The sequence below is a fragment of the Arthrobacter sp. NEB 688 genome, assembly GCF_013201035.1.
Classification (GTDB): Bacteria; Actinomycetota; Actinomycetes; order Actinomycetales; family Dermatophilaceae; genus Phycicoccus.
Genome location: NZ_CP053707.1, coordinates 3765280 through 3791452, shown reverse-complemented (window position 1 = coordinate 3791452; position 26173 = coordinate 3765280). Strand labels below are relative to the sequence as shown.

26 protein-coding genes are annotated in these 26173 nt (G+C 74.6%); 11 read left to right on the top strand and 15 right to left on the bottom strand.

The genetic code is table 11. The features are described 5' to 3' along the window. Positions 1–66: 66 nt before the first annotated feature. Genes HL663_RS17785 through HL663_RS17770 form a run of 4 tightly spaced genes read right to left on the bottom strand, consistent with a single transcriptional unit; the run spans position 67 to position 4019 of the window. Complete coding sequence (locus tag HL663_RS17785; protein WP_173029601.1) at positions 67–1143, bottom strand: ABC transporter ATP-binding protein; 1077 nt, start codon at positions 1141–1143, stop codon at positions 67–69. Further along, entirely contained in the window at positions 1140–1994 is an 855-nt protein-coding gene (locus HL663_RS17780; protein ID WP_173029599.1) for an ABC transporter permease, read from the bottom strand. The genes HL663_RS17785 and HL663_RS17780 overlap by 4 nt, the downstream gene beginning before the upstream one ends. Continuing rightward, positions 1991–2884: an ABC transporter permease gene (locus HL663_RS17775; protein ID WP_286175764.1), complete on the bottom strand. Its 894-nt coding sequence runs from the start codon at positions 2882–2884 to the stop codon at positions 1991–1993. Before HL663_RS17775 ends, HL663_RS17780 begins: the two co-directional genes overlap by 4 nt. Further along, a complete protein-coding gene (locus HL663_RS17770; RefSeq protein ID WP_173029598.1) occupies positions 2877–4019 on the bottom strand; it encodes an ABC transporter substrate-binding protein in 1143 nt (380 codons plus the stop codon). The genes HL663_RS17775 and HL663_RS17770 overlap by 8 nt, the downstream gene beginning before the upstream one ends. Positions 4020–4164: 145 nt before the next feature. Between HL663_RS17770 and HL663_RS17765 the strand changes: the two genes are divergently transcribed. The 3 genes from HL663_RS17765 to HL663_RS17755 all read left to right on the top strand — a co-directional run bounded on the left by HL663_RS17765 (position 4165) and on the right by HL663_RS17755 (position 6172). Beyond that, positions 4165–5565, top strand: a complete 1401-nt coding sequence (locus HL663_RS17765; protein WP_173029596.1) for an NAD(P)H-quinone dehydrogenase — start codon at positions 4165–4167, stop codon at positions 5563–5565. Positions 5566–5669: 104 nt separating this feature from the next. Beyond that, positions 5670–5942 (top strand): antitoxin, encoded by a 273-nt coding sequence (locus HL663_RS17760; RefSeq protein WP_173029595.1) that lies wholly within the window; start codon positions 5670–5672, stop codon positions 5940–5942. 8 nt (positions 5943–5950) lie between these two features. After that, complete coding sequence (locus HL663_RS17755; RefSeq protein ID WP_173029594.1) at positions 5951–6172, top strand: hypothetical protein; 222 nt, start codon at positions 5951–5953, stop codon at positions 6170–6172. Positions 6173–6286: 114 nt separating this feature from the next. Here HL663_RS17755 and HL663_RS17750 read toward each other — a convergent pair whose 3' ends face one another. Beyond that, entirely contained in the window at positions 6287–8083 is a 1797-nt protein-coding gene (locus HL663_RS17750; protein WP_173029592.1) for an acetyl/propionyl/methylcrotonyl-CoA carboxylase subunit alpha, read from the bottom strand. Between the two features lie 81 nt (positions 8084–8164). Continuing rightward, complete coding sequence (locus tag HL663_RS17745) at positions 8165–8650, bottom strand: MarR family winged helix-turn-helix transcriptional regulator (protein ID WP_173029590.1); 486 nt, start codon at positions 8648–8650, stop codon at positions 8165–8167. Positions 8651–8689: 39 nt separating this feature from the next. On the opposite strand from HL663_RS17745, the gene HL663_RS17740 reads away from it, so the two are divergent. From HL663_RS17740 to HL663_RS17730, 3 genes are all read left to right on the top strand, one after another. Further along, a complete protein-coding gene (locus HL663_RS17740) occupies positions 8690–9685 on the top strand; it encodes an EamA family transporter (protein ID WP_286175763.1) in 996 nt (331 codons plus the stop codon). Positions 9686–9847: 162 nt separating this feature from the next. Beyond that, positions 9848–11113 carry a DUF2157 domain-containing protein gene (locus HL663_RS17735; RefSeq protein ID WP_173029589.1) on the top strand — a complete coding sequence of 422 codons (1266 nt, stop codon included), beginning with the start codon at positions 9848–9850 and terminating at the stop codon, positions 11111–11113. Next, positions 11110–11607 (top strand): GDYXXLXY domain-containing protein, encoded by a 498-nt coding sequence (locus HL663_RS17730; protein ID WP_173029587.1) that lies wholly within the window; start codon positions 11110–11112, stop codon positions 11605–11607. Before HL663_RS17735 ends, HL663_RS17730 begins: the two co-directional genes overlap by 4 nt. 26 nt (positions 11608–11633) lie before the next feature. Here HL663_RS17730 and HL663_RS17725 read toward each other — a convergent pair whose 3' ends face one another. Genes HL663_RS17725 through HL663_RS17715 form a run of 3 tightly spaced genes read right to left on the bottom strand, consistent with a single transcriptional unit; the run spans position 11634 to position 14955 of the window. Further along, positions 11634–13004, bottom strand: a complete 1371-nt coding sequence (locus tag HL663_RS17725; protein ID WP_173029585.1) for an FGGY-family carbohydrate kinase — start codon at positions 13002–13004, stop codon at positions 11634–11636. Further along, on the bottom strand, positions 13001–14008 hold the full coding sequence (locus tag HL663_RS17720) for a LacI family DNA-binding transcriptional regulator (protein ID WP_173029584.1): 1008 nt from the start codon (positions 14006–14008) through the stop codon (positions 13001–13003). The genes HL663_RS17725 and HL663_RS17720 overlap by 4 nt, the downstream gene beginning before the upstream one ends. Then, positions 14005–14955, bottom strand: coding sequence for a 1-phosphofructokinase family hexose kinase (locus HL663_RS17715; protein ID WP_173029582.1), 951 nt, complete (start codon positions 14953–14955; stop codon positions 14005–14007). The genes HL663_RS17720 and HL663_RS17715 overlap by 4 nt, the downstream gene beginning before the upstream one ends. 83 nt (positions 14956–15038) lie before the next feature. On the opposite strand from HL663_RS17715, the gene HL663_RS17710 reads away from it, so the two are divergent. The 3 genes from HL663_RS17710 (at position 15039) to HL663_RS17700 (ending at position 18394) form a co-directional block, all read left to right on the top strand. Further along, positions 15039–16067, top strand: coding sequence for a beta/alpha barrel domain-containing protein (locus HL663_RS17710; RefSeq protein WP_173029581.1), 1029 nt, complete (start codon positions 15039–15041; stop codon positions 16065–16067). A gap of 519 nt (positions 16068–16586) precedes the next feature. Further along, the gene (locus HL663_RS17705; protein ID WP_173029580.1) at positions 16587–17447 is read left to right on the top strand and encodes a tryptophan 2,3-dioxygenase; all 861 of its coding nucleotides are present in this window, start codon (positions 16587–16589) and stop codon (positions 17445–17447) included. Positions 17448–17476: 29 nt separating this feature from the next. Then, a complete protein-coding gene (locus HL663_RS17700; protein WP_173029578.1) occupies positions 17477–18394 on the top strand; it encodes a PfkB family carbohydrate kinase in 918 nt (305 codons plus the stop codon). 9 nt (positions 18395–18403) lie between these two features. Here HL663_RS17700 and HL663_RS17695 read toward each other — a convergent pair whose 3' ends face one another. Beyond that, complete coding sequence (locus HL663_RS17695) at positions 18404–18808, bottom strand: MerR family transcriptional regulator (protein WP_173030269.1); 405 nt, start codon at positions 18806–18808, stop codon at positions 18404–18406. A 139-nt stretch (positions 18809–18947) separates the two neighbouring features. Between HL663_RS17695 and HL663_RS17690 the strand changes: the two genes are divergently transcribed. Together HL663_RS17690 and HL663_RS17685 are read left to right on the top strand one after the other, a co-directional pair. Continuing rightward, a complete protein-coding gene (locus tag HL663_RS17690; RefSeq protein WP_173029576.1) occupies positions 18948–20135 on the top strand; it encodes an acyl-CoA dehydrogenase family protein in 1188 nt (395 codons plus the stop codon). Then, positions 20132–21709, top strand: a complete 1578-nt coding sequence (locus HL663_RS17685) for an acyl-CoA carboxylase subunit beta (protein WP_173029575.1) — start codon at positions 20132–20134, stop codon at positions 21707–21709. Before HL663_RS17690 ends, HL663_RS17685 begins: the two co-directional genes overlap by 4 nt. Before the next feature lie 129 nt (positions 21710–21838). Here the strand turns inward: HL663_RS17685 and HL663_RS17680 are convergent, their stop codons facing one another. The 5 genes from HL663_RS17680 to HL663_RS17660 form a co-directional block, all read right to left on the bottom strand. Then, positions 21839–22156 carry a winged helix-turn-helix domain-containing protein gene (locus tag HL663_RS17680; RefSeq protein ID WP_173029574.1) on the bottom strand — a complete coding sequence of 106 codons (318 nt, stop codon included), beginning with the start codon at positions 22154–22156 and terminating at the stop codon, positions 21839–21841. Beyond that, positions 22153–22644, bottom strand: coding sequence for a hypothetical protein (locus HL663_RS17675; RefSeq protein ID WP_173029572.1), 492 nt, complete (start codon positions 22642–22644; stop codon positions 22153–22155). Before HL663_RS17675 ends, HL663_RS17680 begins: the two co-directional genes overlap by 4 nt. A 221-nt stretch (positions 22645–22865) precedes the next feature. Beyond that, on the bottom strand, positions 22866–23525 hold the full coding sequence (locus HL663_RS17670; RefSeq protein WP_173029571.1) for a Maf family protein: 660 nt from the start codon (positions 23523–23525) through the stop codon (positions 22866–22868). A 30-nt stretch (positions 23526–23555) separates the two neighbouring features. Continuing rightward, a complete protein-coding gene (locus HL663_RS17665) occupies positions 23556–25454 on the bottom strand; it encodes a cation:proton antiporter domain-containing protein (RefSeq protein WP_216842621.1) in 1899 nt (632 codons plus the stop codon). A gap of 67 nt (positions 25455–25521) precedes the next feature. Beyond that, positions 25522–26127, bottom strand: coding sequence for a TetR/AcrR family transcriptional regulator (locus HL663_RS17660; protein ID WP_173029569.1), 606 nt, complete (start codon positions 26125–26127; stop codon positions 25522–25524). Positions 26128–26173 lie beyond the last annotated feature (46 nt).

The window sequence follows — 26173 nt, the reverse complement described above, 5'->3', positions numbered from 1 at the left end:
GCCCACGACAAGCCGGCACGTGCGGGGTCGTCGCGGGCCCAGTGCGCCTGGGTGCGGACCCCCCGGTCAGTCGGCGGCGACGGCCAGGGCGGCGTCGCCGCGCGGCGACAGGACGACGGGGTCGCCCGGCCGGTAGCGCGTGACGTCGGTGTTCGGCACCTGCACGGTGACGAGCTCGTCGGCCGGGGTGCGGACGATGACCCGCCCGTGGCCACCGAGGAAGCTCGCGCTGACGACGCTCGCCCCGGAGACCCCCGTGCCGTCGCCGCCCGGGGACACGGTCACGCCCTCGGGGCGCACGAGCACGACGGCGTCGCCATCGGCCGAGCCCGGCAGCACCGGGATGCTGCCGCCGAGGACGTGCGCGCGCCCGCCCTCGACCTTCGCCCGCAGCCGGTTGGTCAGCCCGACGAAGTCGGCGACGAACGGGGTGCGCGGGGCCGAGTAGAGCTCGGCCGGAGCCGCGAGCTGCTCGAGCCGGCCGACCGACATGACGCCGACGCGGTCGGCGACGGCGAGCGCCTCCTCCTGGTCGTGCGTGACGAACAGCGTCGTCGTCCCGACCTCGAGCTGGATGCGCCGGATCTCGTCGCGCAGCTGCGTGCGGACCTTCGCGTCGAGCGCCGACAGCGGCTCGTCGAGGAGCAGCACCTGCGGCTCGATGGCCAGGGCGCGGGCGAGGGCGACGCGCTGCTGCTGGCCACCCGACATCTGGTGTGCGTACTTGTCGGCGTGCTGCTGCAGCCCGACGAGGTCGAGCATCTCGCCGGCCCGCGCCCGTCGCGCCGCCCGGTCGCGCCCGCGCAGCTCGAGGCCGAACTCGACGTTCTGCCGGGCCGTCATGTGGGGGAAGAGGCTGTACGCCTGGAAGACCATCCCCATGTCGCGCTTGTTCGTCGGGATGCGGGTGACGTCGCGGCCACCGACCTCGATGGTGCCGCTGTCGGGGTCCTCGAGGCCCGCGAGGCAGCGCAGGGCCGTCGTCTTGCCGCAGCCGGACGGGCCGAGGAGCGCGACGAGCTCGCCCGGCTCGAGGTGGAGCGTCAGCCCGTCGAGGGCGGCGACCCCGCCGTAGACGCGACGCAGATCGGTCAGCTGGACGGGCGTGCCGCGGGTCGTCGCGGTGGCGGGGGCGGAGGTCACGGGGTCTCCTTGGCAGGACGGGGACGACGCAGGCGGGCGACGCGGCCGGCGCCGGCCGGCCGGGTGCCGACGAACGACATGGCGAAGAGGACGACGAAGCCGAAGACGAGGGAGGCCAGGCCGACGGCGACCGAGATCTTCGCGTCGGACTTGCCGAGCTCGTACATCGCCACCTGGAGGTTCTTCTTGCTGAAGAGGCTGGCGATGGTGAACTCGCCGAGGACGAGGGCCACGGAGAGGAAGGACGCCGACAGCACGGCCGTGCGCAGGTTCGGCAGGACGACGCGCCACATGACCGTGAACCACGAGGCGCCGAGCGAGCGGGCGGCCTCCGAGAGCGTGCGGACGTCGATGGCGCGCAGGCCGGCGTCGAGCGAGCGGTAGGCGTAGGGCAGGACGAGCACGACGTAGGCCAGCGCCAGCCACATCGTCGAGGAGCCGACGAGGTAGTAGACCCACGCGTACACCGGGGTGAGGCCGACGACGAGCACGATGGCCGGCACGGTGAGCGGCAGCAGGCAGACGAACTCGACGGTGCGCGAGAGCCCGGGCAGCCGCAGCCGTACCCACGTCATCGTCGGGACGAGCAGCACGAGCATGACGAGCGGCGTGATGACGGCCAGCCCGACCGAGGCGAGGAAGCCCTCCTTGAGGGCCGGGTACTCGAGCGAGATCTGCGAGACGTCGGCCAGCGTGCGCCACGTGTCGAGCGTGCGCCCGTTGCCGCCGGGGCCCTGGAGGGTGAACTCGAGCATGCCGAGCAGCGGCAGGAGGAAGAAGACCATGAGCAGGGTGAGGGTCACCCAGCGGAAGACGCGCTGGCGGCGGCGGAACGCCGAGCGGCCGCTCATCGCGACATCCAGCGGCCGGAGCGCTTGTCGAGCCAGGCGTACAGGGCCATGACGACCGCGACGACGACGACCATCTCGAAGGCCATCGCCTTGCCGATGTTCTCCTGGCCGAGGATGACCTCGGACGAGAGCGAGCTGCCGATCTGCAGCGGCAGCAGCGGGTTCGCCTGCGGCACGAGGGCCTTGGCGGTCGAGTACGCCGAGAAGGCGTTGGTGAACAGGAGCAGCGTCGCGCCGACGAAGGACGGCAGGAGGATCGGCCCGGCGACGCGGCGCCAGTACGTCCACGTCGTCCCGCCGAGGGTCTCGGTCGCCTCGCGCCACTGCGGCCGCAGCCCCTCGACCGCGGGCAGGAAGACGATGAGCATGAGCGGGATCTGGAAGTAGAGGTAGACGAGCATCAGGCCGCGGTCCCACTCGTAGAGCCACAGACCGCCGCCGGTGGACATCCCGACCTCGGAGAGCAGCACGCTGAGCAGGCCCTGTGCGCTGAACGACGCGATGAACGCGAACGCCAGTGCGACACCGCCGAACTGGGCGAGCACGCCGCAGAGCGAGGTGAAGAACCGCTGGGTGACCGAGCCCGGCCGCGCGGTGCTCACGGCGTACGCGAGGACGCCCCCGATGACGGCGCCCCCGAGCGCGGTGACCGCCGAGAGGACGACCGACTGCACGAGCCCGCGGACGACCGCCGGCTGGGTGAGCGCCGAGACGTTGCCGAGCGTCGGCCGGTTGTCGCCGTCGAGGAAGGCCCCGATGACGACGACGAGCGTCGGGATCAGGAGGAAGACGGTCGTGTAGGCGAAGAACGGCACGACCCCCGCGAGGGCGCCGGACGGCCGCAGCCGTCGCAGCGCCCCCGCAGGGCGGACGCTCGCCGTGTCAGCCAACCGCGTTGGCCCAGTTGTCGGCCAGGTACTTCTTGCCGCTGTCGGAGTCGGCCTGCGTGGGCACGACCGGGGTGCCCTCGACGGCGGGCAGCTTCGCCGCGGCGTCGGCGTCGAGCGTGTTGGCGGTCTTCATCGCGTCGAAGCGGACGGGGCGGGCCCCACCCTTGAGCCAGAGGTTCTGGCCCTCGTCGCTGTAGAGGAACTCCTGCCACAGGCGGGCGGCCGCCGGGTGCGGCGCCTCGGCGTTGATCGCCTGGTAGTAGTAGCCGGCGACGACGGCCTCCTTGGGCACGAACACCTTCCACGTCGGGACCTTGGCGCTCAGCGAGGCGTTGAGGTAGTCCCAGTCGATGACGACCGGCGTCTGGCCGGACTCGACGGTGGCGGGCGTCGGGTCGACCGGCAGGAAGTTGCCGGCCGCCTTGAGCTGCTTGAAGAAGTCGACGCCCTTGGTCAGGTCGCCGGCGCTGCCGCCCTCGGCGATCGAGACCATCTGGACGCCCGCGAAGGCGGCGCCGGCCTCGGTCGGGTTGCCGTTGAGCGCGACCTTGCCCTTGAAGTCCGCGCCGAGGAGGTCCTTGACGCTCGTGGGGGCTGGGACCTTGGCCGAGTCGTAGCCGATGCTCATGTAGCCGCCGTAGTCGTTGACCCACGTCCCGTCGGCGTCCTTGAAGTCGGCCGGGATGTCGTCGAACGTCGCGACCTTGTACTTGGCGTACATGTCGGTGTTCGCGAGCGCGACGGCCGCGCCGAGGTCGAAGACGTCGGGGGCGCCGGACTGGCCCTTGAGGCGCTTGGCCGTGGCGATCTCGTCGGCGCTGCTCGCGTCCGGCTGGTCGCTCGTGATCTTGATCTCCGGGTACTTGGCCTGGAAGGCCTTGATGACCTCGCCGTAGTTGGCCCAGTCCGGCGGCAGCGCGATGACGTTGAGCGCCCCCTCCTTCTTGGCGGCCGCGACGAGGGCGTCCATCCCGCCGAGGTCCGCGGCCGAGGTGGCCGTCGCGGCGGAGGAGCCGCCGGAGGACGCGGTGTCGCCGGATCCCCCCTCGGAGGGCGGGGAGCAGGCGGCGAGGGCGAGGGCGGTGACGCCGACGGCGGCGAGCGCACCCGCGCGGCGACCGAGGGGACGGGACATGGAGACCTCCAACAACGGGGGACGGCGGGGGCCGGGGACCGGCGGGGGTCCCGCTGGCACTCTAGGGACAATCGCTTCGGTACGGAACAGGACCTTTGCCACGATCTCGCGGGGTCCCACGGGTCGAACGAGCCCGGGTGGTTGGATGGTGGCCGTGAACGCACGGTCGAGCAGAGTCGTCATCCTCGGCGGTGGACCGGGTGGCTACGAGGCCGCCCTCGTCGCCGCCCACGTCGGCGCGGAGGTCACCGTCGTCGAGCGCACCGGCATCGGGGGCGCCGCGGTGCTCACCGACTGCGTGCCGAGCAAGGCCCTCATCTCCACCGCCGACTACATGAGCGACTTCGGGACGGTCGCCGACCTCGGCGTCCACCTCGAGGACCACGAGGGCGACGAGGTCTCGGCCGCGGTCGCGAACCTCGCCGAGGTCAACCGCCGCGTCGTGCGCCTCGCCCGCGCGCAGAGCGACGACATCCGCGCCCGCCTCGTCGAGGTCGGCGTGCGGGTCGTCGAGGGCGAGGGGTCGCTCGTGTCGCCCACCGCCGTGCGCGTCGGCGACGAGCAGCTCGACGCCGACGTCGTCCTCGTCGCCACCGGCGCCTCCCCCCGGGTGATGGACACCGCCGTGCCCGACGGCGAGCGCATCCTCACCTGGCAGCAGATCTACGACCTGCCCGAGCTGCCGCAGCGCCTCGTCGTCGTCGGCTCGGGCGTCACCGGCGCCGAGCTCGCGCAGGCCTACCTCGGGCTCGGGTCCGAGGTCGTCCTCGTCTCCTCGCGCGACCGCGTCCTGCCCGGCGAGGACCCCGACGCCGCCTCGGTCATCGAGGAGGTCTTCCGCAAGCGCGGGATGGAGGTGCTCGGGCGCTCGCGGATGGCGGCGGTCGAGCGCACCACCGACGGCGTGCTCGTGCGCCTCGAGGACGGCCGCGAGGTCACCGGCACCCACGCGCTGCTCGCCGTCGGGTCGGTGTCGTCGACGCGGGGCATCGGCCTCGAGGAGGTCGGCGTCGACCTCACGCCGTCCGGCCACGTCGCGGTCGACCGGGTGTCGCGCACGTCGGTCCGGGGCGTCTACGCCGCCGGCGACTGCACCGGCGTGCTGCCGCTGGCGTCCGTCGCGGCGATGCAGGGGCGCATCGCCATCGCCCATGCCCTCGGCGACGCCGTGGCGCCGCTCAACCTCGGCGTCGTGTCGGCCAACATCTTCACCGACCCCGAGATCGCGACGGTCGGCATCTCGCAGAAGGACGTCGACGAGGAGCGCGTCGACGCCGAGGTCCTCATGCTGCCGCTCTCGCGCAACCCCCGCGCGAAGATGCTCGGCATCACCGACGGCTTCGTCAAGCTGTTCGCGCAGAAGGGGTCCGGGGCCGTCGTGGGCGGCGTCGTCGTGGCGCCGCGCGCGTCCGAGCTGATCTTCCCCGTCACGCTGGCCGTGCAGCACCGGCTCAACGTCGACCAGGTCGCCTCGACCTTCACCGTGTACCCGTCGCTGTCGGGCTCGGTCGCCGAGGCGGCCCGCCGGCTGCACCCCATCGCCTGACCTGCGGCGACGCGCGGTCCCGTGCGTCGCTCGCAGCCGGACGGGAACTCCGCTCGGGCAGGATGGGTTGTCCCTTCAGACACCCCATCTCCGAGGAGGACGACATGGCCAAGGGTCGCGCCGCGGCGCTCATCGCCGCCGTCACGAAGGTCAAGGACTACGCCCGCAACAACCCCCAGAAGGCGGACGACGCCATCGGCAAGGTCGAGGGCTTCGTGCGCTCCAAGACCGGGCCGACGCACTCGGCGAAGGTCGACAAGGGTGGCGACGCGCTGCGCAAGGGCCTCGGCCTGCCGCCGCACGGCACGTCGGGCGGCCGGGCCGCCGGTGGCCAGGTGCCCCCGCCGCCCCCGCCCTCCGCGGGCCCCACGCACTGAGGGCGGCGATGAGCACCGAGCCCGGGCCGGACGTCCCCGACCTGCCCGGCGAGGACCTGCCGGTCGCGCCCGAGGCCCCGGAGCCCGTCGACCCCGACGCGCCGGACACCCTCGACCCCGACCCGGTGGAGCCGTGGCACCCCCACGACCCGGCGGACCCGTCGCCGGTCGCGCCCAACCCCGCGCCGGGGACGGGCGACGACCCGCAGCCCCGGCGGGACCTCTCCTGACCGACCCCGGGCACGGCGCCGGCCACCACCGGTCGAGAGACGAGAACATGCCGTGCGGATCGTCGTCCGCACGGCATGTTCTCGTCGTTCGTCGGGAGGTGCTCCCGGTACGGGTCAGGCGTCGGCCGGGGCCTCGGCGTCCTTGATGTCGCAGATGACGGCGCCGTTCGTCACGGTCCCGCCGACCTCGGCCTTCAGCCCGGTGACGACGCCGGCCTTGTGCGCGGTGATCGGCTGCTCCATCTTCATCGCCTCGAGGACGACGACCTGGTCGCCCACGGCGACGGTCGCGCCCTCCTCGACGCTCACCTTGACGATCGTGCCCTGCATCGGCGCGGTGAGGGAGTCGCCGGACGCCGCGGCGCCGCCGGACCCGCCACCGGAGCGCCGGGGGGCCTTCTTCTTCGCGGCGTGGCCGGCGCCACCGCCTCCGCCGAAGGAGAGGCCGCCGGGCACCGAGACCTCGAGCCGCTTGCCGCCGACCTCGACGACGACCGTCTGGCGCTCCTGCGCCTCGGGGGCGTCGGCGACCGGGCCGGCGTAGGCCTCGATGTCGTTGACGAACTCGGTCTCGATCCAGCGGGTGTGGACGGTGAACTTCTCGTCCGGGTCGGCCGGGGCGAACGCGGGGTCGGCGACGACCTTGCGGTGGAAGGGGACGACGGTCGGCATCCCCTCGACGACGAGCTCGTCCAGGGCGCGCCGGGCCCGCTCGAGGGCCTGCTGGCGGGTGCGGCCGGTGACGACGAGCTTGGCGATCATCGAGTCGAACGCACCGGCGACGGTGTCGCCCTCGACGATGCCGGCGTCCCAGCGCACGCCCGGGCCCTGCGGCACGACCATCCGCGACACGGTGCCGGGGGCCGGGAGGAAGCCCCGGCCGGCGTCCTCGCCGTTGATGCGGAACTCGAGGGAGTGCGCGTGCGGCTCGGGGTCCGGGTAGTCGAGGGCCTCGCCGTTCGCGATGCGCAGCTGCTCGCGGACGAGGTCGATGCCGGTGACCTCCTCGGAGACCGGGTGCTCGACCTGGAGGCGGGTGTTGACCTCGAGGAAGCTGATGTCGCCCTGCGGCCCGACGAGGAACTCGCACGTGCCGGCGCCGACGTAGCCGGCCCGACGGAGGATCTCCTTGCTCGCGCGCAGGAGCTCGGTGTGCTGCTCCTCGGTGAGGAACGGGGCCGGCGCCTCCTCGACGAGCTTCTGGTTGCGGCGCTGGAGCGAGCAGTCGCGCGTCGAGACGACGACGACGTTGCCGTGCTGGTCCGCGAGGCACTGGGTCTCGACGTGGCGGGGGTGGTCGAGGAAGCGCTCGACGAAGCACTCGCCGCGGCCGAAGGCGGTGACCGCCTCGCGGACGGCGGAGTCGAACAGCTCGGGGATCTCCTCGAGGGTGCGGGCGACCTTGAGGCCGCGTCCACCGCCGCCGTAGGCCGCCTTGATGGCGACCGGGAGGCCGTGCTCCTGCGCGAAGGCGACGACCTCGTCGGGGCCCTCGACGGGGTCCTTGGTGCCGGGGACGAGCGGGGCGTCGGCGGCCAGAGCGATGTGCCGGGCCTTGACCTTGTCGCCGAGGGAGTCGATGGCCTCGGGGCCGGGGCCGATCCACGTCAGGCCGGCGTCGATGACCTTCTGCGCGAAGTCGGCGTTCTCGGCGAGGAAGCCGTAGCCGGGGTGGACCGCGTCGGCGCCGGACGCCCTGGCCACCTCGATGAGCTTGTCCTGCAGGAGGTACGAGTCACCGGGCGTCGTGCCGCCGAGGGCGTGGGCCTCGTCGGCGACCTTGACGTGGAGGGCGTCCCGGTCGGGCTCGGCGTAGACCGCGACGGACGCGACCCCGGAGTCCTTGCAGGCTCGGGCGATGCGCACCGCGATCTCGCCCCGGTTCGCGATGAGGACCTTGCTGATCGGCATGTCTCGGACTCTATCGGTCCGGGTGGTCGCCCACCCGGGGGCACGGCGAGGTCTGCCTCACACGGGCGGAGGGCCCCGGGGTCACGCGCCGAGGGACTCCGCGAGGCGTGCGAGGAGGCGGGCGAGGGTGTCGCGGTCGCGGGCGCCGAGGGCCCCGAGCAGCCGCGCCTCGTTCGCCACGTGGGCGGCCATCGCCTCGTCGATGAGCGACCGGCCGTCGGGGGTGAGGACGACGGTGCGCGCCCGCCCGTCGCTCGCGTCGGCCCGTCGCTCCACGAGGCCACGCGCCTGGAGCCGGTCGAGGCGCTTGCTCACCGCGCCGGAGGTGACCATCGTGCGCTCGGCGAGCTCGCCGGGGGAGAGAGAGAACGGTGCGCCGTGGCGCCGGAGCGTGGCGAGCACGTCGAACTCGCCCTCGCCGAGCCCGAACTGCGCGTAGACGGCGGTCAGCTCGGGCGTCAGTGCGGCCGCGATGCGGTGGACGCGGGCGATGACGAGGAGCGGGGTCGTGTCGAGGTCGGGGCGCTCGGTGCGCCATTGCTCGTGGACGGTGGCGACGTGGTCCATCCCTCGACAATATCTTCCGTGGAAGGTAATGTCTCTTCCGTGGAAGACAGATCCGGGATGCGCACGGTGCTCGTGACGGCGGTCGCGCCGGTGGTGTGGGGGTCGACGTACGCCGTGACCCAGCTCTGGCTGCCGCCCGGTCGCCCGCTCTTCTCGGCGGTCATGCGCATCCTGCCGGCGGGCCTGCTGCTCCTGCTCTGGGTGCGGCGGCTGCCTCGCGGCTCCTGGTGGGGGCGGGCCGCGGTGCTCGGCGTCCTCAACCACGCCGTCTTCTTCGGGCTCGTGTACGTCGCGGCCTACCGGCTGCCGAGCGGCCTCGCGTCGACCCTGACCGCGGTCTCGCCGCTCGTCGTCATGGCCGTCGCGTGGATGCTCCTCGGGGAGCGGCAGCCGTGGGTCGCGGTGGCCGCGGCGGTGGCGGGCATCGGGGGCGTGGTCGTGCTGGTCTCCGCCGGGGGCGGGGCGTCGGGCTCGGTCGACCCGGTCGGGGTGGCGGCGTCGGTCGGGGCGGTCGTGTCGGCCTCCATCGGGTTCGTCCTCGTGCGGCGCTGGACCCCGCGGGACGCGGTGCTCGCGACGACGGCGTGGCAGCTCGTGGCCGGCGGGCTGGTGCTCGTGCCGGTCGCGCTGGTCGTCGAGGGGGCGCCGCCCGCGCTGGACGGGGCGGCGGTGCTCGCGCTGGTCTGGCTGGGGCTCGTCGGGTCGGTCGTCGGGTACGTCGTGTGGTTCCGCGGGCTGACGCGGATGGACGCGGGGGCGGTCGCGGTGGTCGGGCTGCTCAACCCGGTCGTGGGGACGGTGCTGGGCGTCGTCCTGTTGGGGGAGGGCTTCGGGTGGGTCCAGCTCGGGGCGATGCTCGTCGTCCTCGGCGGGGTGCTCGTGGCCCAGGCGCCGGTACGGGAGGCGCTGGGCCGGCGGGTGCGGCCCGCCGATCGGGCGGGGAGTGCGCTCGGTCCGGCCCGCGACCTTCCCGACGACAACGGTCGCGAGGGCGGCGGTCCCCGGCGCTCCGAGGCCGTCGGTGGGCGGCGCTGACCGGTCGGTCCCGACGGCGGGTCGCGGTCGCTGCGGGCCGGGGCGGCGCGACGTGGCCGACGAGACACCTCCTGAGCACGAGTGTCCATGGTGCCGACGGGCGGTGCGCGGGAGACTGGCGGTGAACCCGGACCCGGGCCTGCTCTCGCCGAGGAGCACGCGATGACCTCGCCCCCCACGACCGCCGCCGCGACCGACCCGGGCCCGGACGGCGTCCCCGTCCTGCGGCACCCGGCCACCCCCCGCCAGCTGGCCTGGCTCGAGGAGCAGCTCGGCGCCTGGCGCGCCGAGGGCGTCGTCGACGCCCCGACCGCCGAGCGCATCCGGCAGCGCTACGTCGCCCACCGCCGTCTGACCCTCGCCCGGATCGTCCTCACGCTCGGCGCCGCGTTCGTCGGCATCGGCCTCGTGTGGACGGTCGCCGCCAACCTCGACGGGCTCTCGCCCCTCCTGCGCTTCGGGCTCGTCGCCCTCGTCTGGCTCGCCCTCGTCGTCGTCGCCGAGGTCCTCCAGCGCCGCCGGGAGGCCCTCGGCGACGTGGCCTCCCCGGTCGTCGGTGCCGTGCGCCTGCTCGCCGCGGCGGCCTTCGGGGCCGTCGTCTTCCAGGCCGCGCAGAGCCTCCAGGTGCCCGCCGGGCAGCCGGCGCTCGTCGGCGTGTGGGCGGCCGGGACCCTGCTCTACGGCTACGCCGTCGTCGGCGTCGCCCCCGTCGTGCTCGGCGTCGTGCTCGCCGCGGTCTGGACGGTCTGGGTCTCGGCCGACGCCGGTCGGACCGTCCTCGGGGTCACCCTCACCGTCGCGGCCGCGGCGCTCGCCGCCGTCGCCGTCGGCGTCCTCCACGCGCGCCTCGCCGACCGGGTGCCTGCCTGGCGTGCGCTGGGGGAGCCGTGGCGCGAGCTCGGCGCGGTGCTCGCCCTCGGCGCCCTGTTCTTCGCGGCCCTGCCGGTGGACGACAGCGGCGAGCGCACCGGTGGCGCCTTCTGGGTCGCGCTCGGCGTCGCCGTCGTCCTCGCCGCGGTCGCGGCCCTGCGGGCGGACCGGCTGGGCCGCGCCGAGGTCGCGCTCGCGGCCGCCACCCTCGCCGGCGTCGTCGTCCTCGGGCTGTGGCGGGTGTCGGCCGGGCTCGGCGGCGTCGCGGACCCAACGCCCTCGGACTGGGTGCGGGCGGTCGTCGCGGTCCTCGTCTACCTCGGCGTGACGAGCGGCTACGCGGTCCTCGGGGGGATGCGGGACGCCGAGCGGCTCACCTGGGCGGCCACCGCGGCCCTCGTGCTCTTCACGACCGTGCAGGCCTTCGCCGTCTTCGCGCCGGTGCTCTCGGGCGCCGTCCTCTTCCTCGCCGTGGGCGTCGTGCTCATCGGCACCGGCGTCGTCGCGGACCGCGGCCGCCGCCGGCTCGTGGCCGAGGGGCGGGAGGCGCGGTCATGACCGGGCGCACCGGACGCGTCGTCGCCGCGACGCTCGCGCAGCTCGTCCTCGTCGGCGTCGTCGCGTGGGCGCCCCTGTCCGCCAGGCTGACCGGCGAGGAGGTGCGCCTGCGCGTCGCGCCCGTCGACCCGTACGACCCCTTCCGTGGTGCGTACGCCGACCTCACCTACCCCGACCTCCCGGACTCCGCCGGGCGAGTCGGTGATCCGGGCTCGGGTGCGGTCGCCGACCGCGGGACGGCGTTCGTGCCCCTCACCCGCTCCGGGGACGTGTGGGTCGGAGGGCCCGTGCAGCGCGCCGCGCCCGATGACGGACTGTTCCTCCGGTGCGACGACGCAGGATGGCGGCTGGAGTGCGGCATCGAGAGCTGGTTCCTCCCGCAGGACGACGCGGCCGCCCTCGGGGCAGCCGTGCGCGACGGACGCGCCGTCGCGACGGTGCGTGTCGACGGCGGGGGCCACGCCGCGCTCGTCGACGTCTCGGCCACGCCCTGAGGCGGGCCCCTCCGGCCCGTGGGATCTCAGTGCTCGAACCACGCCGCCGGCGGTCGCGGGTCGGTGCCGGTGGATGCCGTGCCGGTCGCGGCCCAGGCGCCGAACCTCGCGGCACCCCACGTGCCGGGCTGCTCGACGTCCCCGACCTCGACGAGCGCCGCGAGGTCCTCGCGGGCGGCGACGACGGAGCGCATCCGGGCCCACCCACCGGCCACGACGATCCGCTCGACGGGCACGCCGGCGCGGGCCAGGGTGGCGAGGACCGCGCGGCCGCGGGCGGTGCCGCCGTCGAGGGCCGCCCGCCAGACGTGGGCCGGCGTGTGGTGGTCGGAGCCGAGGTGCACGACGACCTCGCGGTCCTCCATCCCGAAGCCGGAGACGCGGACGTCCGCCGTGTCGCCGGGGGCGAGCAGGAGGGCCGCGGCGTCGAGCGCCGAGCGGGCGGGGTCCTCGGTCGCGCCGAGGATGCGTTGGACCCGCTTGAGCACCAGCCCGGTCCGCGTCCCACCGATGAGCGCGGTGCTGCCGCGCACGACGTGCGGGTAGACGGAGATGCCCTCGTTCGACAGGCGGCCGACGACCTCCGGCTCGGGCACGTGGTCGGACGCGGCGAGCCACGCCTCTGCGGTGCCGAAGCTGTCGAGGGCCGATCCCGGTGTGCCGCAACCCGTCGCGGCCGCCGCGACCGCGTGGTCGTGCCCGGCCATCGTGAGGACGGCGCCGCGCAGGGGGACGACGGGGTGGTCCGCGCGCACGGTGCCGACCGGCTCGCCGGCGCCGACGGCGTCGGGCACGAGGGAGCCGTCGACCCCGAGGAGGTCCAGCGCCGGCCGCCACCGGCCCCCGGTGTGGACGTCGAGCAGGCCGGTCCGGCCGAGCAGCGAGCGCTCGGCGACGCGCCGGCCGCCGAGGCGGTGCAGCACGAGCTCAGGGGCGCCGAGCCACTGCAGCCCGCGCAGGTCGAGGCCCTCCTCGCGCAGCCAGAGCAGCTTGAAGAGGGTCGCGACGTGGCCGACCGGCAGCCCCGTGCGCTCGGGGAAGGCCCGGGCGAGGTGCTCGGGGAAGGCGGCCGCCTGGTCGTCGCCGCGCGGGTCGTGCCACGCCATGACGGGGGAGCGGGCGGCGCCGGACGCGTCGAGCAGGGTGCCGGCCTCGGCCATCGACGTGATGCCGACGGAGCGGACGGTCGTGCCGTGGGGCAGCCCGGCCACGACCTCGTCGAGCAGCCGCTCGACGGCCTCGACGACCGACTCCGGCGTGCGCTCGGCCCGTCCGTCGCCGGGCTCGCTCCACGCGGTGGCGACGGCGGCGCTGCCGACGACCGTCCCGGCGTCGTCGACCGCGGCGACCTTGGTCATCGTCGTCCCGAGGTCGATGCCGAGGTCGACGGCGTTCACGACGCACCCCCGGGCCGCAGTTCGCCGGACCCGCGGCGCACGAGCCGGGTCGGCAGGACGCTGTCCAGCGGCTCCGCCGACGGCTCGCGCAGCCGCCGTTCGAGGAGGTCGAACGCGGTGTCCGCCAAGGCATCCGGCTGCTGGTCGACGACCGTCGTCGGTGGCGTCATCAGCTCGGCGCCCGGGAGGTCGCCGAAGACGACGAGCGCGACGTCGCGCCGGTCGAGCCGCTGCTGGGCGGTGAGGACGGCGAGGCCGGTCATCGGGGTCGCGGCGAAGACGGCGGTCGGTGCGTCGGGGCCGGTGAGCATCGCGGTCACGAGGGGCAGCGCCTCGTCGGTCGTCCACGCGCGCGTCTCGACGAGGGCCGGGTCGACCTCGACCCCGGCCTCGTGGAGCGCCCGCTCGTACCCGCGATAACGGTCGGCGAGCGTCGCGAACTGCCCTGTGCGGCCGACGAACCCGATGCGGAGGTGGCCGTGGTCGAGGAGGTGGTGGACGGCCTCGTGGGCGCCCGGCTCGTCCGTGACCCGGACGGCGTCGGCACCCACCGACGCGTAGGGCCGGTCCACGACGACCACCGGCAGGTCGGACGGCAGGGCAGCCGCGACCGAGGCCGCGTCGCCGAACGGCGCGACGACCAGCCCCGCCACCCCGCGCCGCGCCAGCCGCTCGACCTGGGTGCGCAGCCGGTCCTCGTCGAGGCCGGTCGACGCGATGAGCACGTCCATCCCCACCGCCGTCGCGCGGGCCTCGACGACGGCCGCGAACCGGGCGAAGAAGGGGTCGGCGATGGAGTCGACGACGACACCGACCGTCGGCAGGCGCCCGCCACCGAGCCGCTGCGCCGCCGGGTCGGGCTGGTAGCCGAGCAGGTCGATCGCGCTGCGCACACGGGCGAGGGTGGCGGGGCGGACGTTGGGGGCGTCGTTGATGACGCGCGAGACGGTCTTGATGGACACCCCGGACTCGCGGGCGACGTCGTAGATGGTCGGCCGGCTCACGCGGGCACCGCCTCGGGCAGGGCCGCGAGGGCCGGGGCGACGAGCGCCGCGTCGAGCATCCCGCCGGACGGGTGCTGGACCGCGGCGGCGGCGACCGCCGTCCCGTGGCGGACGGCGTCGGTGTCGGACGCCCCGGACAGGAGGGCGTGGGCCGTGCCGGCGAGGAAGGAGTCGCCGGCGCCGATCGGGTTGGCGACGGGCACCCGGGTGGCGCCGAGCCACCACGCGCCGGCGGCCGTCACGAGGGCGGCGCCGTGCGAGCCGGCGGTGACGACGGCCCGGCGGGCGCCGCGCCCGTGGAGCTCGCGGGCGGCCGCGACGCAGCGGTCGACGAGGTCGTCGCCCGACTCCTCGACGGCCTCGTCGGCGCGACCGTGCAGGAGCGCCTCGGCCTCACCGACGTTGGGGCACACCAGGTCCGGCTCGAAGGGGAGCGCGGCGCCGAGCACCGCCGGGCCGCCGTCGACCCAGGCCTCGACCCCGCGGGAGTGGGCGAGCTCGACGACCCGTCCGTAGGTGTCGTCCGGCAGCCCAGGCGGCAGGGAGCCGGAGCAGGCCACGGCCGGAGCGCCGTCGAGGGCGGACGCGACGGCCGGCAGGAGGGCCTCGGGGTCCCACGCACCGGGGTCGGGACCGAGGCCGTTGACGACGGTCGCGCGACCCCCGTCCTCGAGGAAGATGAGCGAGAGCCGGCCCTGGCCGTCGTGGGGGACCGGGACGAAGGCGCAGCCCTCGGCGGCGAGGAGGGTGGCGAGGCGGTCGTCGTCGCGCGGGGCCAGGCCGAGCAGGCGGTGCTCGCGCCCGAGGACGCGCAGCGTGCGGCAGACGTTGACCCCCTTGCCGCCGGCCACGGTGACGGTGCGCGTGGACCGCGACACCGTGCCGGGGACCAGCGCACCGAGCCACGTCGTGACGTCGAGGCACGTGTTGGGGGTGACGACGAGCACGGAGGTCCTCCCGGGGCGACGGCGGTGTCTGGGTGCGCGAGGGGTCTTGTCGGAGCGCCTCGCTCCGCGTACGGTAGGGCGCTATGACAGCGCTGTCAACGCCTCGCGTCCCGACCCCCTCGACCATCGGCCTGCACCGCCGCCTCGCCCGCATCTGCGACGCCGCCGGCCACATCCGCACGATGGCCATCGACCACCCGCAGAACTACCTGCGCCTCTTCGACGCCGACCTCGACGCCGTGTCGTTCGAGGAGGTCGTCGAGTCCAAGCTCGACATGCTGCGGGTGCTCTCGCGGCACGCGACCTCGGTGCTCGTCGACCCGGTGTGGAGCTTCGGACAGTCCGTCGCCGCCGGCGTCGTGCCCGGTGACGTGGGCGTCATCAGCGGCATCGAGGACCTCTACTACCGGCCGGACAGCGCGGTCGGCTTCGACACCGGGCTGCACCTCAAGGAGGGCTGGGGGCCTCAGGTGCTCGCGACCCTCGGCGCCGACGCGGCCAAGCTCGTCGTCTTCCACCGCGAGGACCAGCCGGCCGACGTCGTCGAGCAGCAGCACGCCGTCGTGGCCGAGGCCGCCGCGCAGTGCCGGGCGCTGCAGATGCCGCTCGTCGTCGAGCCGCTGTGGTTCCCGACGGGCGAGGAGGACACGGCCGACCCGGCGGTGCAGCGCGTGCGCCGCAGCAGCGTCCTCGCGTCGGCGCGCTCCTTCCGCGAGGCCGGCGCCGACATCATGAAGGTCGAGTTCCCCGTGCTCGACCTCGACGACCTCGACGCCGCCCACGAGGCGTGCGCCGCGCTCGACGAGGCCGTCTCCGGGCCGTGGGTGCTGCTCTCGGCGGGCGTGACCTACGAGGGCTTCCGGACCCAGCTCGACGTCGCGGCCGACCACGGCTGCAGCGGCTTCATGGCCGGGCGCGCGATCTGGGGCGACGCCGTCGGCCGGATGGACGCCCCGGCGCGCGCCGCCGGCGCCGACCTGGCCGCCCGGCGCCTCGACGAGCTCGCCGAGGTCCTGGAGGGGCGGGGCGCACCGGCCTTCACCCCGGTCGACCCGGCCGAGGTCGCCGCGCTCGTCGGGCCGGACTGGTACCGGAGCGCCGTCACCGCCTGACGCCGAGCCGGCACCCGCGGCGACCCCGCACGTGCGGGCTCTTCGTGACTCCGGGACGGTGGCCGGGCGCGATAACCCCGAACGTGCGGGCTTTCCGCGAGCCCGGGCCGGACCCGGCAGCGATAAGCACGCACGTGCGGGCTTTCCGTGGTCGGGGATGGTGGCCGGGCGCGACAACCCGGCACGTGCGGGCCTTTCGTGACTCCGGGCCGGACCGGGCAGCGATGACCCCGCACGTGCGGGCTTTTCGTGACCACGGGCCGGACCCGGCAGCAATGACCGCGTACGTGCGGGCTTTTCGTGACCTCGGGCCGGACCGGGCAGCAATGACCCCGCACGTGCGGGCTGTCCGTGGTCCGGGATGGAGCCCGGGCGCGATGACCCGGCACGTGCGGGCTTTTCGTGACTTCGGGCCGGACCTGGCATCGATGACCGCGCACGTGCGGGGGTCCCGTGGTCCGGATCGGGCGGGGCGAGGCCTGCCGCGGGGACCGGGCGCGCGGTGGCACGATGTGCCCCATGAGCGACGACGCGGTCGACCGGGCCCAGCGGGCACTCGAGGAGGGCATCTCGCGCGACTTCAGCACCGCGATGTCCTACGGCGCCTACCTCGACCTCGACACGCTGCTGTCGGCGCAGCACCCGCGCAGCGAGCCGCCGCAGCACGACGAGCTGCTCTTCATCGTCCAGCACCAGGTCTCGGAGCTCTGGCTCAAGCTGCTCCTCCACGAGCTGCGTTCCGCCCGAGGCCTGCTCGCGGCCGACGAGCTGGGGCCCGCGCTCAAGCGGCTGGCGCGCGTCAAGCACGTCCAGCGGCAGCTCGTGGACATGTGGGACGTGCTCGCGACGCTCACGCCGAGCGAGTACGCGCAGATCCGTCCCTTCCTCGCGACGAGCTCGGGGTTCCAGAGCGACCAGTACCGGGCGGTCGAGTTCCTGCTCGGCAACAAGAACGCCGACATGGTCCGGGTGTTCGAGCACGACGCCCGGGCGCGGACCGCCCTCGAGCAGCTCCTCGACGAGCCGACGCTCTACGACGAGTTCCTCCGCCACCTCGCACGCCGCGGGTACGCCGTCCCCGACGCGGTGCTGGCGCGCGACGTGCGCGAGCCCTACCGGCTCGACCCCGACCTCGTGGCGGTCATCGCCGCCGTCTACGCCGCCCCGGACGAGCACTGGGGCGTGTACGAGACGTGCGAGGAGCTCGTCGACATCGAGGACCTGTTCCAGCAGTGGCGTTTCCGTCATCTCCAGGTCGTGACGCGCACGATCGGGCACAAGGTCGGCACCGGCGGCTCCAGCGGCGTCGACTTCCTGCGGCGTGCGCTCGACCTCACGTTCTTCCCCGAGCTCTACGAGGTGCGCACGCAGGTCGGCTGAGCGGCCGCTCCCTCACTAGGGTCGGGGGCATGCCGACCCGGGTCATCCACACCGCGCAGGCCCTCGTCGACGCCGTGATGGAGGTGCCCGCCCTCCCGCGCGGTGGCGGCAACGTCATGGCGACGTCCTACCGCCGCTACGCCGGTGGCGCCGTGACGATCCTGCTCGCCGCCGCCCGCGCCGGGGCGCACGCCGTCCACGCCGGGGCGGTCGGGACCGGCCCCAACGGCGACCTCGTGCGGGCCGCGCTCGCCGCCGACGGCGTGGAGGTCTCGGCGCCGCCGGTCGAGGGGTCGGACACCGGGGTGTGCGTCGTGCTCGTCGAGCCCAGCGCCGAGCGCAGCTTCGTGACGACGCAGGGCGCCGAGCGCGAGATCACCGCCGCGTCGCTCGCCACGAGCGCGCCGGCCCCCGGCGACTTCGTCTGCGTCAGCGGGTACTCGCTCGTCGGGCGCACGCGTGGCCCGCTCCTGGAGTGGCTCGGCACGCTCGAGGACCGGGTGCACGTGGTCCTCGACCCGGGGGCGGCCTTCGCCGACGTGCCGCCGGCCGTCCGCGACGCGATGCTCGCGCGGACCGACGTGTGGACCGGCAACGCCGAGGAGTCCGAGGCGCTGGCCGGGCTGCGCGGACTGCAGGAGGCGGCGCAGGTCGTGGCCGGCATCCTCGGGCCGGATGCCGTGACGGTCGTGCGGGACGGACCGCGGGGATGCCTCGTCCGGGCCGAGGGCCGGGTCGACGAGCTGCCCGGCCACCCGCAGCGGCCCGTCGACACCAACGGCGCCGGCGACACCCACACCGGGGTGCTGCTGGCGGAGCGCGCGGCCGGGCTGTCCTGGCCGGACGCGGCGGTCCGGGCCAACGCCGCGGCTGCGCTCAAGGTCACGCGGCGCGGCCCGGACACGGCCCCGACGCGCGCCGAGGTCGACGCCTTCCTCGCCGGCTGAGCCGGGCGCTCAGCGCATCCGGTCGAGGTCCGTGCGGCAGCGGCGCTCGAAGCCGTCGAGCTCGGCGAGGGCGGCCTCCAGGTCGCGCCGGCGCTGCTCGAGGTCGGCCCGGCGCTCGTCGATCTGCGCGAGGACGTACTCGAGCTGGCTGCGGCGGCCGCGGGGCGCGTCGTAGAGGTCGATGATCGTGCGGATCTCCTCGAGCGGGAACCCGAGGCGCTTGCCGCGCAGGACGAGGCCGAGCCGCGTGCGGTCGCGGCGGTGGTAGACGCGGGTCGTGCCGCGGCGCTCGGGGGAGATGAGCCCGAGGTCCTCGTAGTGGCGCACGGTGCGGTGGGTGACGCCGAACTCGTCGGCGACCTCGGCGATGCTCCACGTGGGGGAGTCGCCGCCGGGATCGTCCGCGTCCGGCAGGACGCCCGTCGTGCCGGAGGAGGTGCGCTGGCTTGTCACGGGGGCGAGTATTGCTTTACGTTGACGTCAACGTCAAGAACGTGACCACCGCCGGCCGCCGTGACCCGGGGCCGTGCACCTCGAGCGCGAAGGGGCGCCCATGTACGAGCTCAGCAAGGACCACGAGGACTTCCGGGCGGTCGTCCGCGAGTTCGCGACCGACGCCGTCGAGCCGCACGTGGCCCAGTGGGACCGCGACCACCACTTCCCGGCCGACCTCGTGCCGCGGATGGGCGACCTCGGCCTCTTCGGGCTCGTCGTCCCCGAGGCCTTCGGCGGCTCGCTCGAGGACGCCGACGGGGGAGCGTTCACGAGCCTGTGCATCGCCATCGAGGAGCTCGGCCGTGTCGACCAGTCGATCGGCATCACGCTCTCGGCCGGGGTGGGCCTGGGCATCAACCCGATCCTCACCTACGGCAGCGAGGAGCAGAAGGAGCGCTTCCTGCCCGACCTCGTCGCCGGGCGCGCGCTCGCCGGCTTCGGCCTCACCGAGCCCGACGCCGGGTCGGACGCCGGCGCCACCCGTACCAAGGCCGTGCTCGACGGCGGCGACTGGGTGGTCGACGGGTCGAAGGCGTTCATCACGAACTCCGGCACCGACATCACGTCGGTCGTCACCGTGACGGCGCGCACCGGCACGCTGGACAACGGCCGTCCCGAGATCAGCGCCATCATGATCCCTTCCGGCACAGCCGGATTCACCGTCGAGCCGGCATACCACAAGATGGGGTGGAACATCTCGGACACCCACGGGCTGTCGTTCGCCGGCTGCCGCGTGCCCGAGGAGAACCTCCTGGGCGAGCGCGGCCGCGGCTTCCACCAGTTCCTCAAGACCCTCGACGACGGGCGCATCGCGATCAGCGCGCTCGCGCTCGGGCTCATCACCCGGATGCGCGAGGAGGCCGCGGCCTACGCCAAGACGCGCACCGCCTTCGGCCGCCCGATCGGCGTCAACCAGGGCGTCGCCTTCCCCGTCGCGGACCTCGCCGTCATGGAGGACGCCGCCCGACTGCTCACCTACCGGGCCGCGTGGCTCAAGGACGAGCACGAGGCCGGCCGGCGCTCGGTCGAGGAGGTCAAGCAGGCCGCCGCGAAGGCGAAGCTCTACACCTCCGAGGCCGCGGTCACCGCGACGCGCATCGCGACGCAGGTCTTCGGTGGCAACGGCTTCATGGAGGAGTACCCGGTGGCGCGCTTCTACCGCGACGCGAAGATCCTCGAGATCGGCGAGGGCACCTCGGAGGTCCAGCGGATGGTCCTCGCGAAGGGCCTCGGCCTCCCGGCATGAGCGACACCGCAGCCCCCGCGCCCGGGTCCGACCCGCGGGTCGCCGACGTCCGCGCCCGCCTCGAGGCGGCGCACGCGGCGTCGGCCGCCCCGCTCGAGAAGGCCGCGGCCAAGCTCGCGAGCCAGGGCAAGCTCTACGTCCGCGACCGCATCGCGCTGCTGCTCGACGAGGGGTCCTTCGTCGAGGACGGCCGCTACGCCAACTCCCGGGCCGCCGGGCTGCCGGCCGACGGCGTCGTCACCGGGCGCGGCACGGTCGACGACCGGCCCGTCGTCGTCATCGCCAACGACCCCACGGTCAAGGCCGGCTCGTGGGGCGCGCGGACCGTCGAGAAGATCGTCCGCGCCACCGAGACCGCGCTGCGCGAGGAGCTGCCGGTCTTCTGGCTCGTCGACTCCGCCGGGGCGCGGATCACCGACCAGGTCGAGATGTTCCCGGGCCGTCGGGGTGCGGGTCGCATCTTCCACAACCAGGTCGCGCTCTCGGGCCGGGTCCCGCAGATCTGCTGCCTCTTCGGCCCCTCGGCCGCGGGCGGCGCGTACATCCCGAGCTTCTGCGACGTCATCATCATGGTCGAGGGCAACGCGTCGATGTACCTCGGCAGCCCGCGGATGGCCGAGATGGTCGTCGGCGAGAAGGTCTCGCTCGAGGAGATGGGCGGCGCGCGGATGCACTGCACCGTCTCGGGCGTCGGCGACCTGCTGGCCTCCGACGACACCGAGGCCATCGAGCTCGCGCGCCTGTACTTCTCGTACGTGCCGGACTCGTGGCGCGTCTCCCCGCCGAGCTACCACGCCGAGGAGCCGACCGCGCCGCTGACGCGGGCCAGCGTGCCCGAGCGCGAGAGCCAGCCGTTCGACGTCCACGAGCTGATCGACGGACTCGTCGACGACGACAGCTTCTTCGAGGTCAAGCCGCTCTTCGCCCCCGAGCTCGTCGTCGGCTTCGGCCGGATGAACGGCGAGAGCGTCGGCGTCGTCGCGAACAACTCGGCCGTCAAGGGCGGGGTGCTGTTCACCGACTCCGCCGACAAGGCCGCCCGGTTCATCTGGCTCTGCGACGCGTTCTCGATCCCGCTCGTCTACCTCGCCGACGTCCCCGGCTTCATGATCGGCTCCGAGGTCGAGCGCGGCGGCATCATCCGCCACGGCGCGAAGATGGTCTCGGCCGTCGCCTCCGCCACGGTGCCGCAGTTCTGCGTCGTCGTCCGGAAGGCCTACGGCGCAGGGCTGTACGCGATGGGCGGCCCCGGGTTCGGCCCGGACGCCACGATCGCGCTGCCCACGGCGCGGATCGCCGTCATGGGTCCCGAGGCCGCGGTCAACGCGGTGTACGCCAACAAGATCGCCGAGGTCGAGGCGTCCGAGGGCGTGGAGGCCCGCGACGCGTTCGTCGAGGCGCGACGGGCCGAGTACCTCGAGGACGTCGACCTCGAGCGGCTGGCCGCCGACCTCGTCGTCGACCAGGTCGTCGAGGCCGACGAGCTGCGCGCGGAGCTGCTGCACCGGCTGCGCTACGCCGCCCGGCGCGACCGGCACTTCTCGACCAGGCGCCGGGACGTCCCGCCGGTCTGACCCGGACGGGCCGGGTGACCGCTGGGCCAGCCACCGGTCGAGCGAACAGGACACGCCGCGTGGACCTCGGTCCGGACGGCGTGTCCTGTTCGCTCGACGGGGTGCTCGCGGGGGTGCTCCGGGGTCGGGTCAGCCGCCGGCGATCTCGCGGAGCGCCGCGAGGTGGCCCTCGTAGGCCGTGCGGCCGGGGCGGGTCAGCGAGAGCCAGGTGCGAGGACGCTTGCCGACGTACCCCTTGCGGACCTTGACGTAGCCGGCCTGCTCCAGCGTCGAGACCTGCTTGGAGAGGACGGAGTCCGAGACCTCGACCTCGTCGCGGACGAGGGCGAACTCGGCCTCGTCGACGCCGGCGAGCGTCGCGACGATGCTGAACCGGACCGGGGCGTGGATGACGTCGTCGAGCCGGTGCCGGGCGTGCGCCGGGCGGGTCGCGCCGTCGGTGCTCACCGCTGGTCCCCGCGGCGGATACGCAGCCCGGCGAGCACCATCGGCGCGGCGACGAGGAGCCCGGCGAGCACGAGCAGGCCGATGTTCTCGGTCTGCGGCAGGCCGGCCCGCTCCTGCTGCATCTCGCGGACGTTGAAGACCATGACCGCGGCGAGGAAGAGGACCATCGTGGTGCCGAGCCCGACCCAGCTGGTGCGGCGGGCGTGCCGCGGCCAGGCCCGGGCGCCGCGGGTCTGCCACGTGGTGAGCGCCACCAGCGCGAGGGCGTAGAAGGCGATGACCACCGACTCGTAGCGCGTGTCCTCCGAGATGCGCGAGACGGCGAGGAAGACGCCGATGAGGAGGCCGAAGGCAGCGGTGGCCAGGGCGTGCACGCGGCGCTCGGCGTCGCGGCGGCCGGTGGCGGCCTCGGCGTGGGCCAGCTGCTCGCGGGCCTGCTGGGGCGTGATGTCGTTCATCGTGGGTCCCTCCCGAGTGGTGTCGTTCATGGGACCACCGTACGAAAGTACTTTCCGCTCTGTCAAGTACTTGCCCGCGCTGACGCGCCCGCTTCCGGCGAGGGCGAGGACCGGGCTGCACCGCAGTAAGCGTCGCTGGTGCGACGGGTACTGCGGTGTAGCCCGCGACGACGCGACGACGCGACGACGTGACGACACGACGACGCGACGACGCGAGGGGAGCGAGAGAGGGGGGAGGTGGCGGGGAGGCGTCAGCGGGTGCGCAGGTCGTGCCAGGCGAGGCCGAGCTCGCCGACGAGCTCGCGCAGCAGCGGCAGCGAGACGCCGACGACGGTGCCGGGGTCGCCCTCGATGCCGGCGACGTACGGGCCACCGAGGCCGTCGAGGGTGAACGCGCCGGCGACGCGCAGCGGCTCGCCGGTCGCGACGTAGTCGTCGATCTCCTCGTCGGAGAGGTCGGCGAAGTGCACGGTCGTCGTGGCGGTGCCGCCGAGCTGGCCGCCGGTGCCGCCGTCGCCGGGGTCGCGCAGGTCGACGAGCCAGTGGCCGGTGTGCAGCACGCCGGAGCGGCCGCGCATCCGGCGCCACCGGGCGACGGCCTCCTCGGCGTCGGCGGGCTTGCCGTGGATCTCGCCGTCGAGCTCGAGCATCGAGTCGCACCCGAGGACGAGCTCGACCTGGAGGTCCTCGCCCGAGTCCTCGAGGGTCGCGACGACGTCCTCGGCCTTGGCGCGGGCGAGCAGCAGGGTGACGTCCTCGGCGGCGAGGGTGCCGTGCTCCTCCTCGGCCGCGGCGACGGCAGCGGGCTCGTCGACGTCGGACACCCGGACGACGGGCTCGACGCCCGCCGAGCGCAGGGTCGCGAGGCGGGCGGGACTGGCGGAGGCGAGGACGAGGGTGACGTCTGGCATGGCGCACACGCTAGACGGCGCCCGCCGGCCTCAGCCCAGCACCTCGTCGACGAAGCACCAGCGCCACGCCTCGCCGGGCTCGATCGAGCGCATGACGGGGTGCCCCGAGGTGTGGAAGTGCCGGCTCGCGTGCTGTCCGACGGAGGAGTCGCAGCAGCCGACGTGGCCGCACTCGGTGCACGAGCGCAGGTGCACCCAGGTGAGGCCCTCGGCGCGGCACTCCGGGCATCCCTCGGTGTCGGACGGCGGATGGGGGGCGCTGTCGTCGGCGAGGTGCTCGCACGCACCGGCGACCCGGTCCGGCGGGCGCAGCTCGGAGGCGCGCACCCCGGCGGTGCGGGTGGCGTTCCACCCGAGGGCGGTCTCCTCGGCGTCGAGCTGGCCGAGGACGCTCGTGAGCACCGCGTGGTCGACCTCGCCGTTCCCGCGGATGCGCAGCAGCTCCTCGCGCTCGGCGCGGATCATCTCGGCCCGCAGCCGGGCCCGGGCCTCGGCGGGGCTCTCGCGGTCGGTGGGGCCGAGCGTGCCGAGCCGTTCCCAGCTGCGGTTGACCCGGTCGGCGGCCTGCTGGCGGATGACCTCGAGCACGTCCTGGTCGATGTCCGGGTCGGCCTCGAGGTGGCGCAGCCCGGCGCCGGTCGTCGCCCCGAGGACGGTCGCCTCCTGGAGCGCGTCCTCGCGCGGGTCGGGGCCGCGGACGTCGAGGGCGCGGGCCAGCGCCGGCAGGGTCGTGCCCTGGAGGACGAGGGTGCCGACGGTGACGACGAGCGCGATGAGCACGAGCTCGGGGCGCATCGGCGTCTCCTCGGGGAGGGTCAGCGCGGCCGCGAGCGTGACGACGCCCCGCATCCCGGCCCAGCCGCTGACGAGCGACCACCCGAGGACCTGGCGGCGGTCGGCCCGCCCGCGCAGCACCTGGACGGCGGCCTGCCCGAGCAGCCACAGCGGCCGCAGCAGCAGCACGGTGACGAGCACGGCGCCCGCGACGGCCAGCGTGCGGCCGGTGCCGAGCTCGCCGGTGCGCGTGTCGCGGATGAGCGTCCAGACCTGCAGGCCGATGAGGAGGAACACCGCGTTCTCGAGGACGAAGGTCACGCTGCCCCAGTTGATGCGTTCCGCGAGGCGCGAGGGGGCGGACTGGAGGATCGGCGCCCGGTACGCCAGCAGCAGGCCGGCGGTGACGACGGCGAGCACCCCGGACGCGCCCACGGCCTCGGCGGGCGCGTAGGCCACGAAGGGCGCGATGAAGGACAGGGCGGTGTCGGCCGCGACCTCGGTCAGCCGGCGGCGCAGCCAGCCGATGACGACGAACGCGACGACCCCGACGGCCACGCCGCCGACCGCCGCGACGAGCAGGTCGAGGGTGACCGTCGCGAACGTGACCTGCGTGATCTCCGCGCCGTGCGCGGCGAGGCCGGCCGCCGCGAGCGCGGTGCGCAGCGTGACGAGGGCGGTCGCGTCGTTGAGCAGCGACTCGCCCTCGAGGATCGTCGTGATCTTGCGCGGCAGGCCGATCCGGCGGGCGACGGCGGTGGCCGCGACGGCGTCCGGCGGGGCGACGATCGCCCCGAGGGCCAGGGCCAGCGCGAACGAGACGCCCGGCAGCAGGGCCCACACGACGAGCGCGACCCCGAAGGCCGTGAAGAGCACGAGGCCGACCGACAGGCTGAGGATCTTCGAGCGGAAGGTCCGGATGTCGACGAGCGAGCTCGACAGCGCGGCCGAGTACAGCAACGGCGGCAGCAGCCCGAAGAGCGCGACCTCGGGGGAGAGGCGGATCTCGGGGACCTGGGGGACGGCGGACAGCACGGCGCCCACGACGAGCAGCGCGATCGGCGCCGGGACCCGGAGGGGCGCGGCGAGACGGCTGACGACGATGACGACGAGGATGATGGCGACGACGAGCGCGGCGGGCTCCACGGCGGTCATCCTCTCGCGTCGCGACGCCGGAGGGGAGGGCGGGGGCCCACGGGCTCACGGGTCGGGACGCGGGGCGTCAGCGGGGGACGGCCTCCTCGAGGGCCCCGGTCAGGTAGTGCTGCAGCACGGGTCCGACGGCGGCCGCGAGCCGGTCGGGGTCCTCGTCGGGGATGCCCGGCAGCGACAGGACGTACCGCGAGAAGATGTAGCCGACGAGCTGGCTGCCGATGAGCGAGGCCCGCAGCTCGGGCTCGTCCTCGCCGAGGAGGCGGGCCAGCGGGGTGAGCATCCGCTCGGACAGCACGTCACGGACGAGCAGCGCGGCGTCGTCCTCCGAGGCGGCGGCGCGCACGAGGCCGGTCATCGACTGACGGGTGCCGGGGTCGTCGAACATCCGCACGACGACCTGGGCGAGGCGGTACCCGGCGCGGTCGGGTCCCTCGGACAGGACGGCACCGGCGAGCTGGTCGGGGTCGAACGGGAAGTCGACGACGGCGACGAAGAGGTTCTGCTTGGTGCCGAAGTAGTGGGTGACCAGCCGCGTGTCGACGTCGGCCTCGCGGGCGATGGCCCGCAGCGTCGTCCCCGGGTACCCGTGCTCGCCGAAGAGGTGCGTGGCGGCCGCGAGGATGTCCTCGCGGGTGGTGCTGCCCGCGGGGCGTCTCCCTCGTGATCTCGGCATCGGCCCTCCTCCGTGTCCGGGTGTCCCACGGTGGATGGCGAGGACA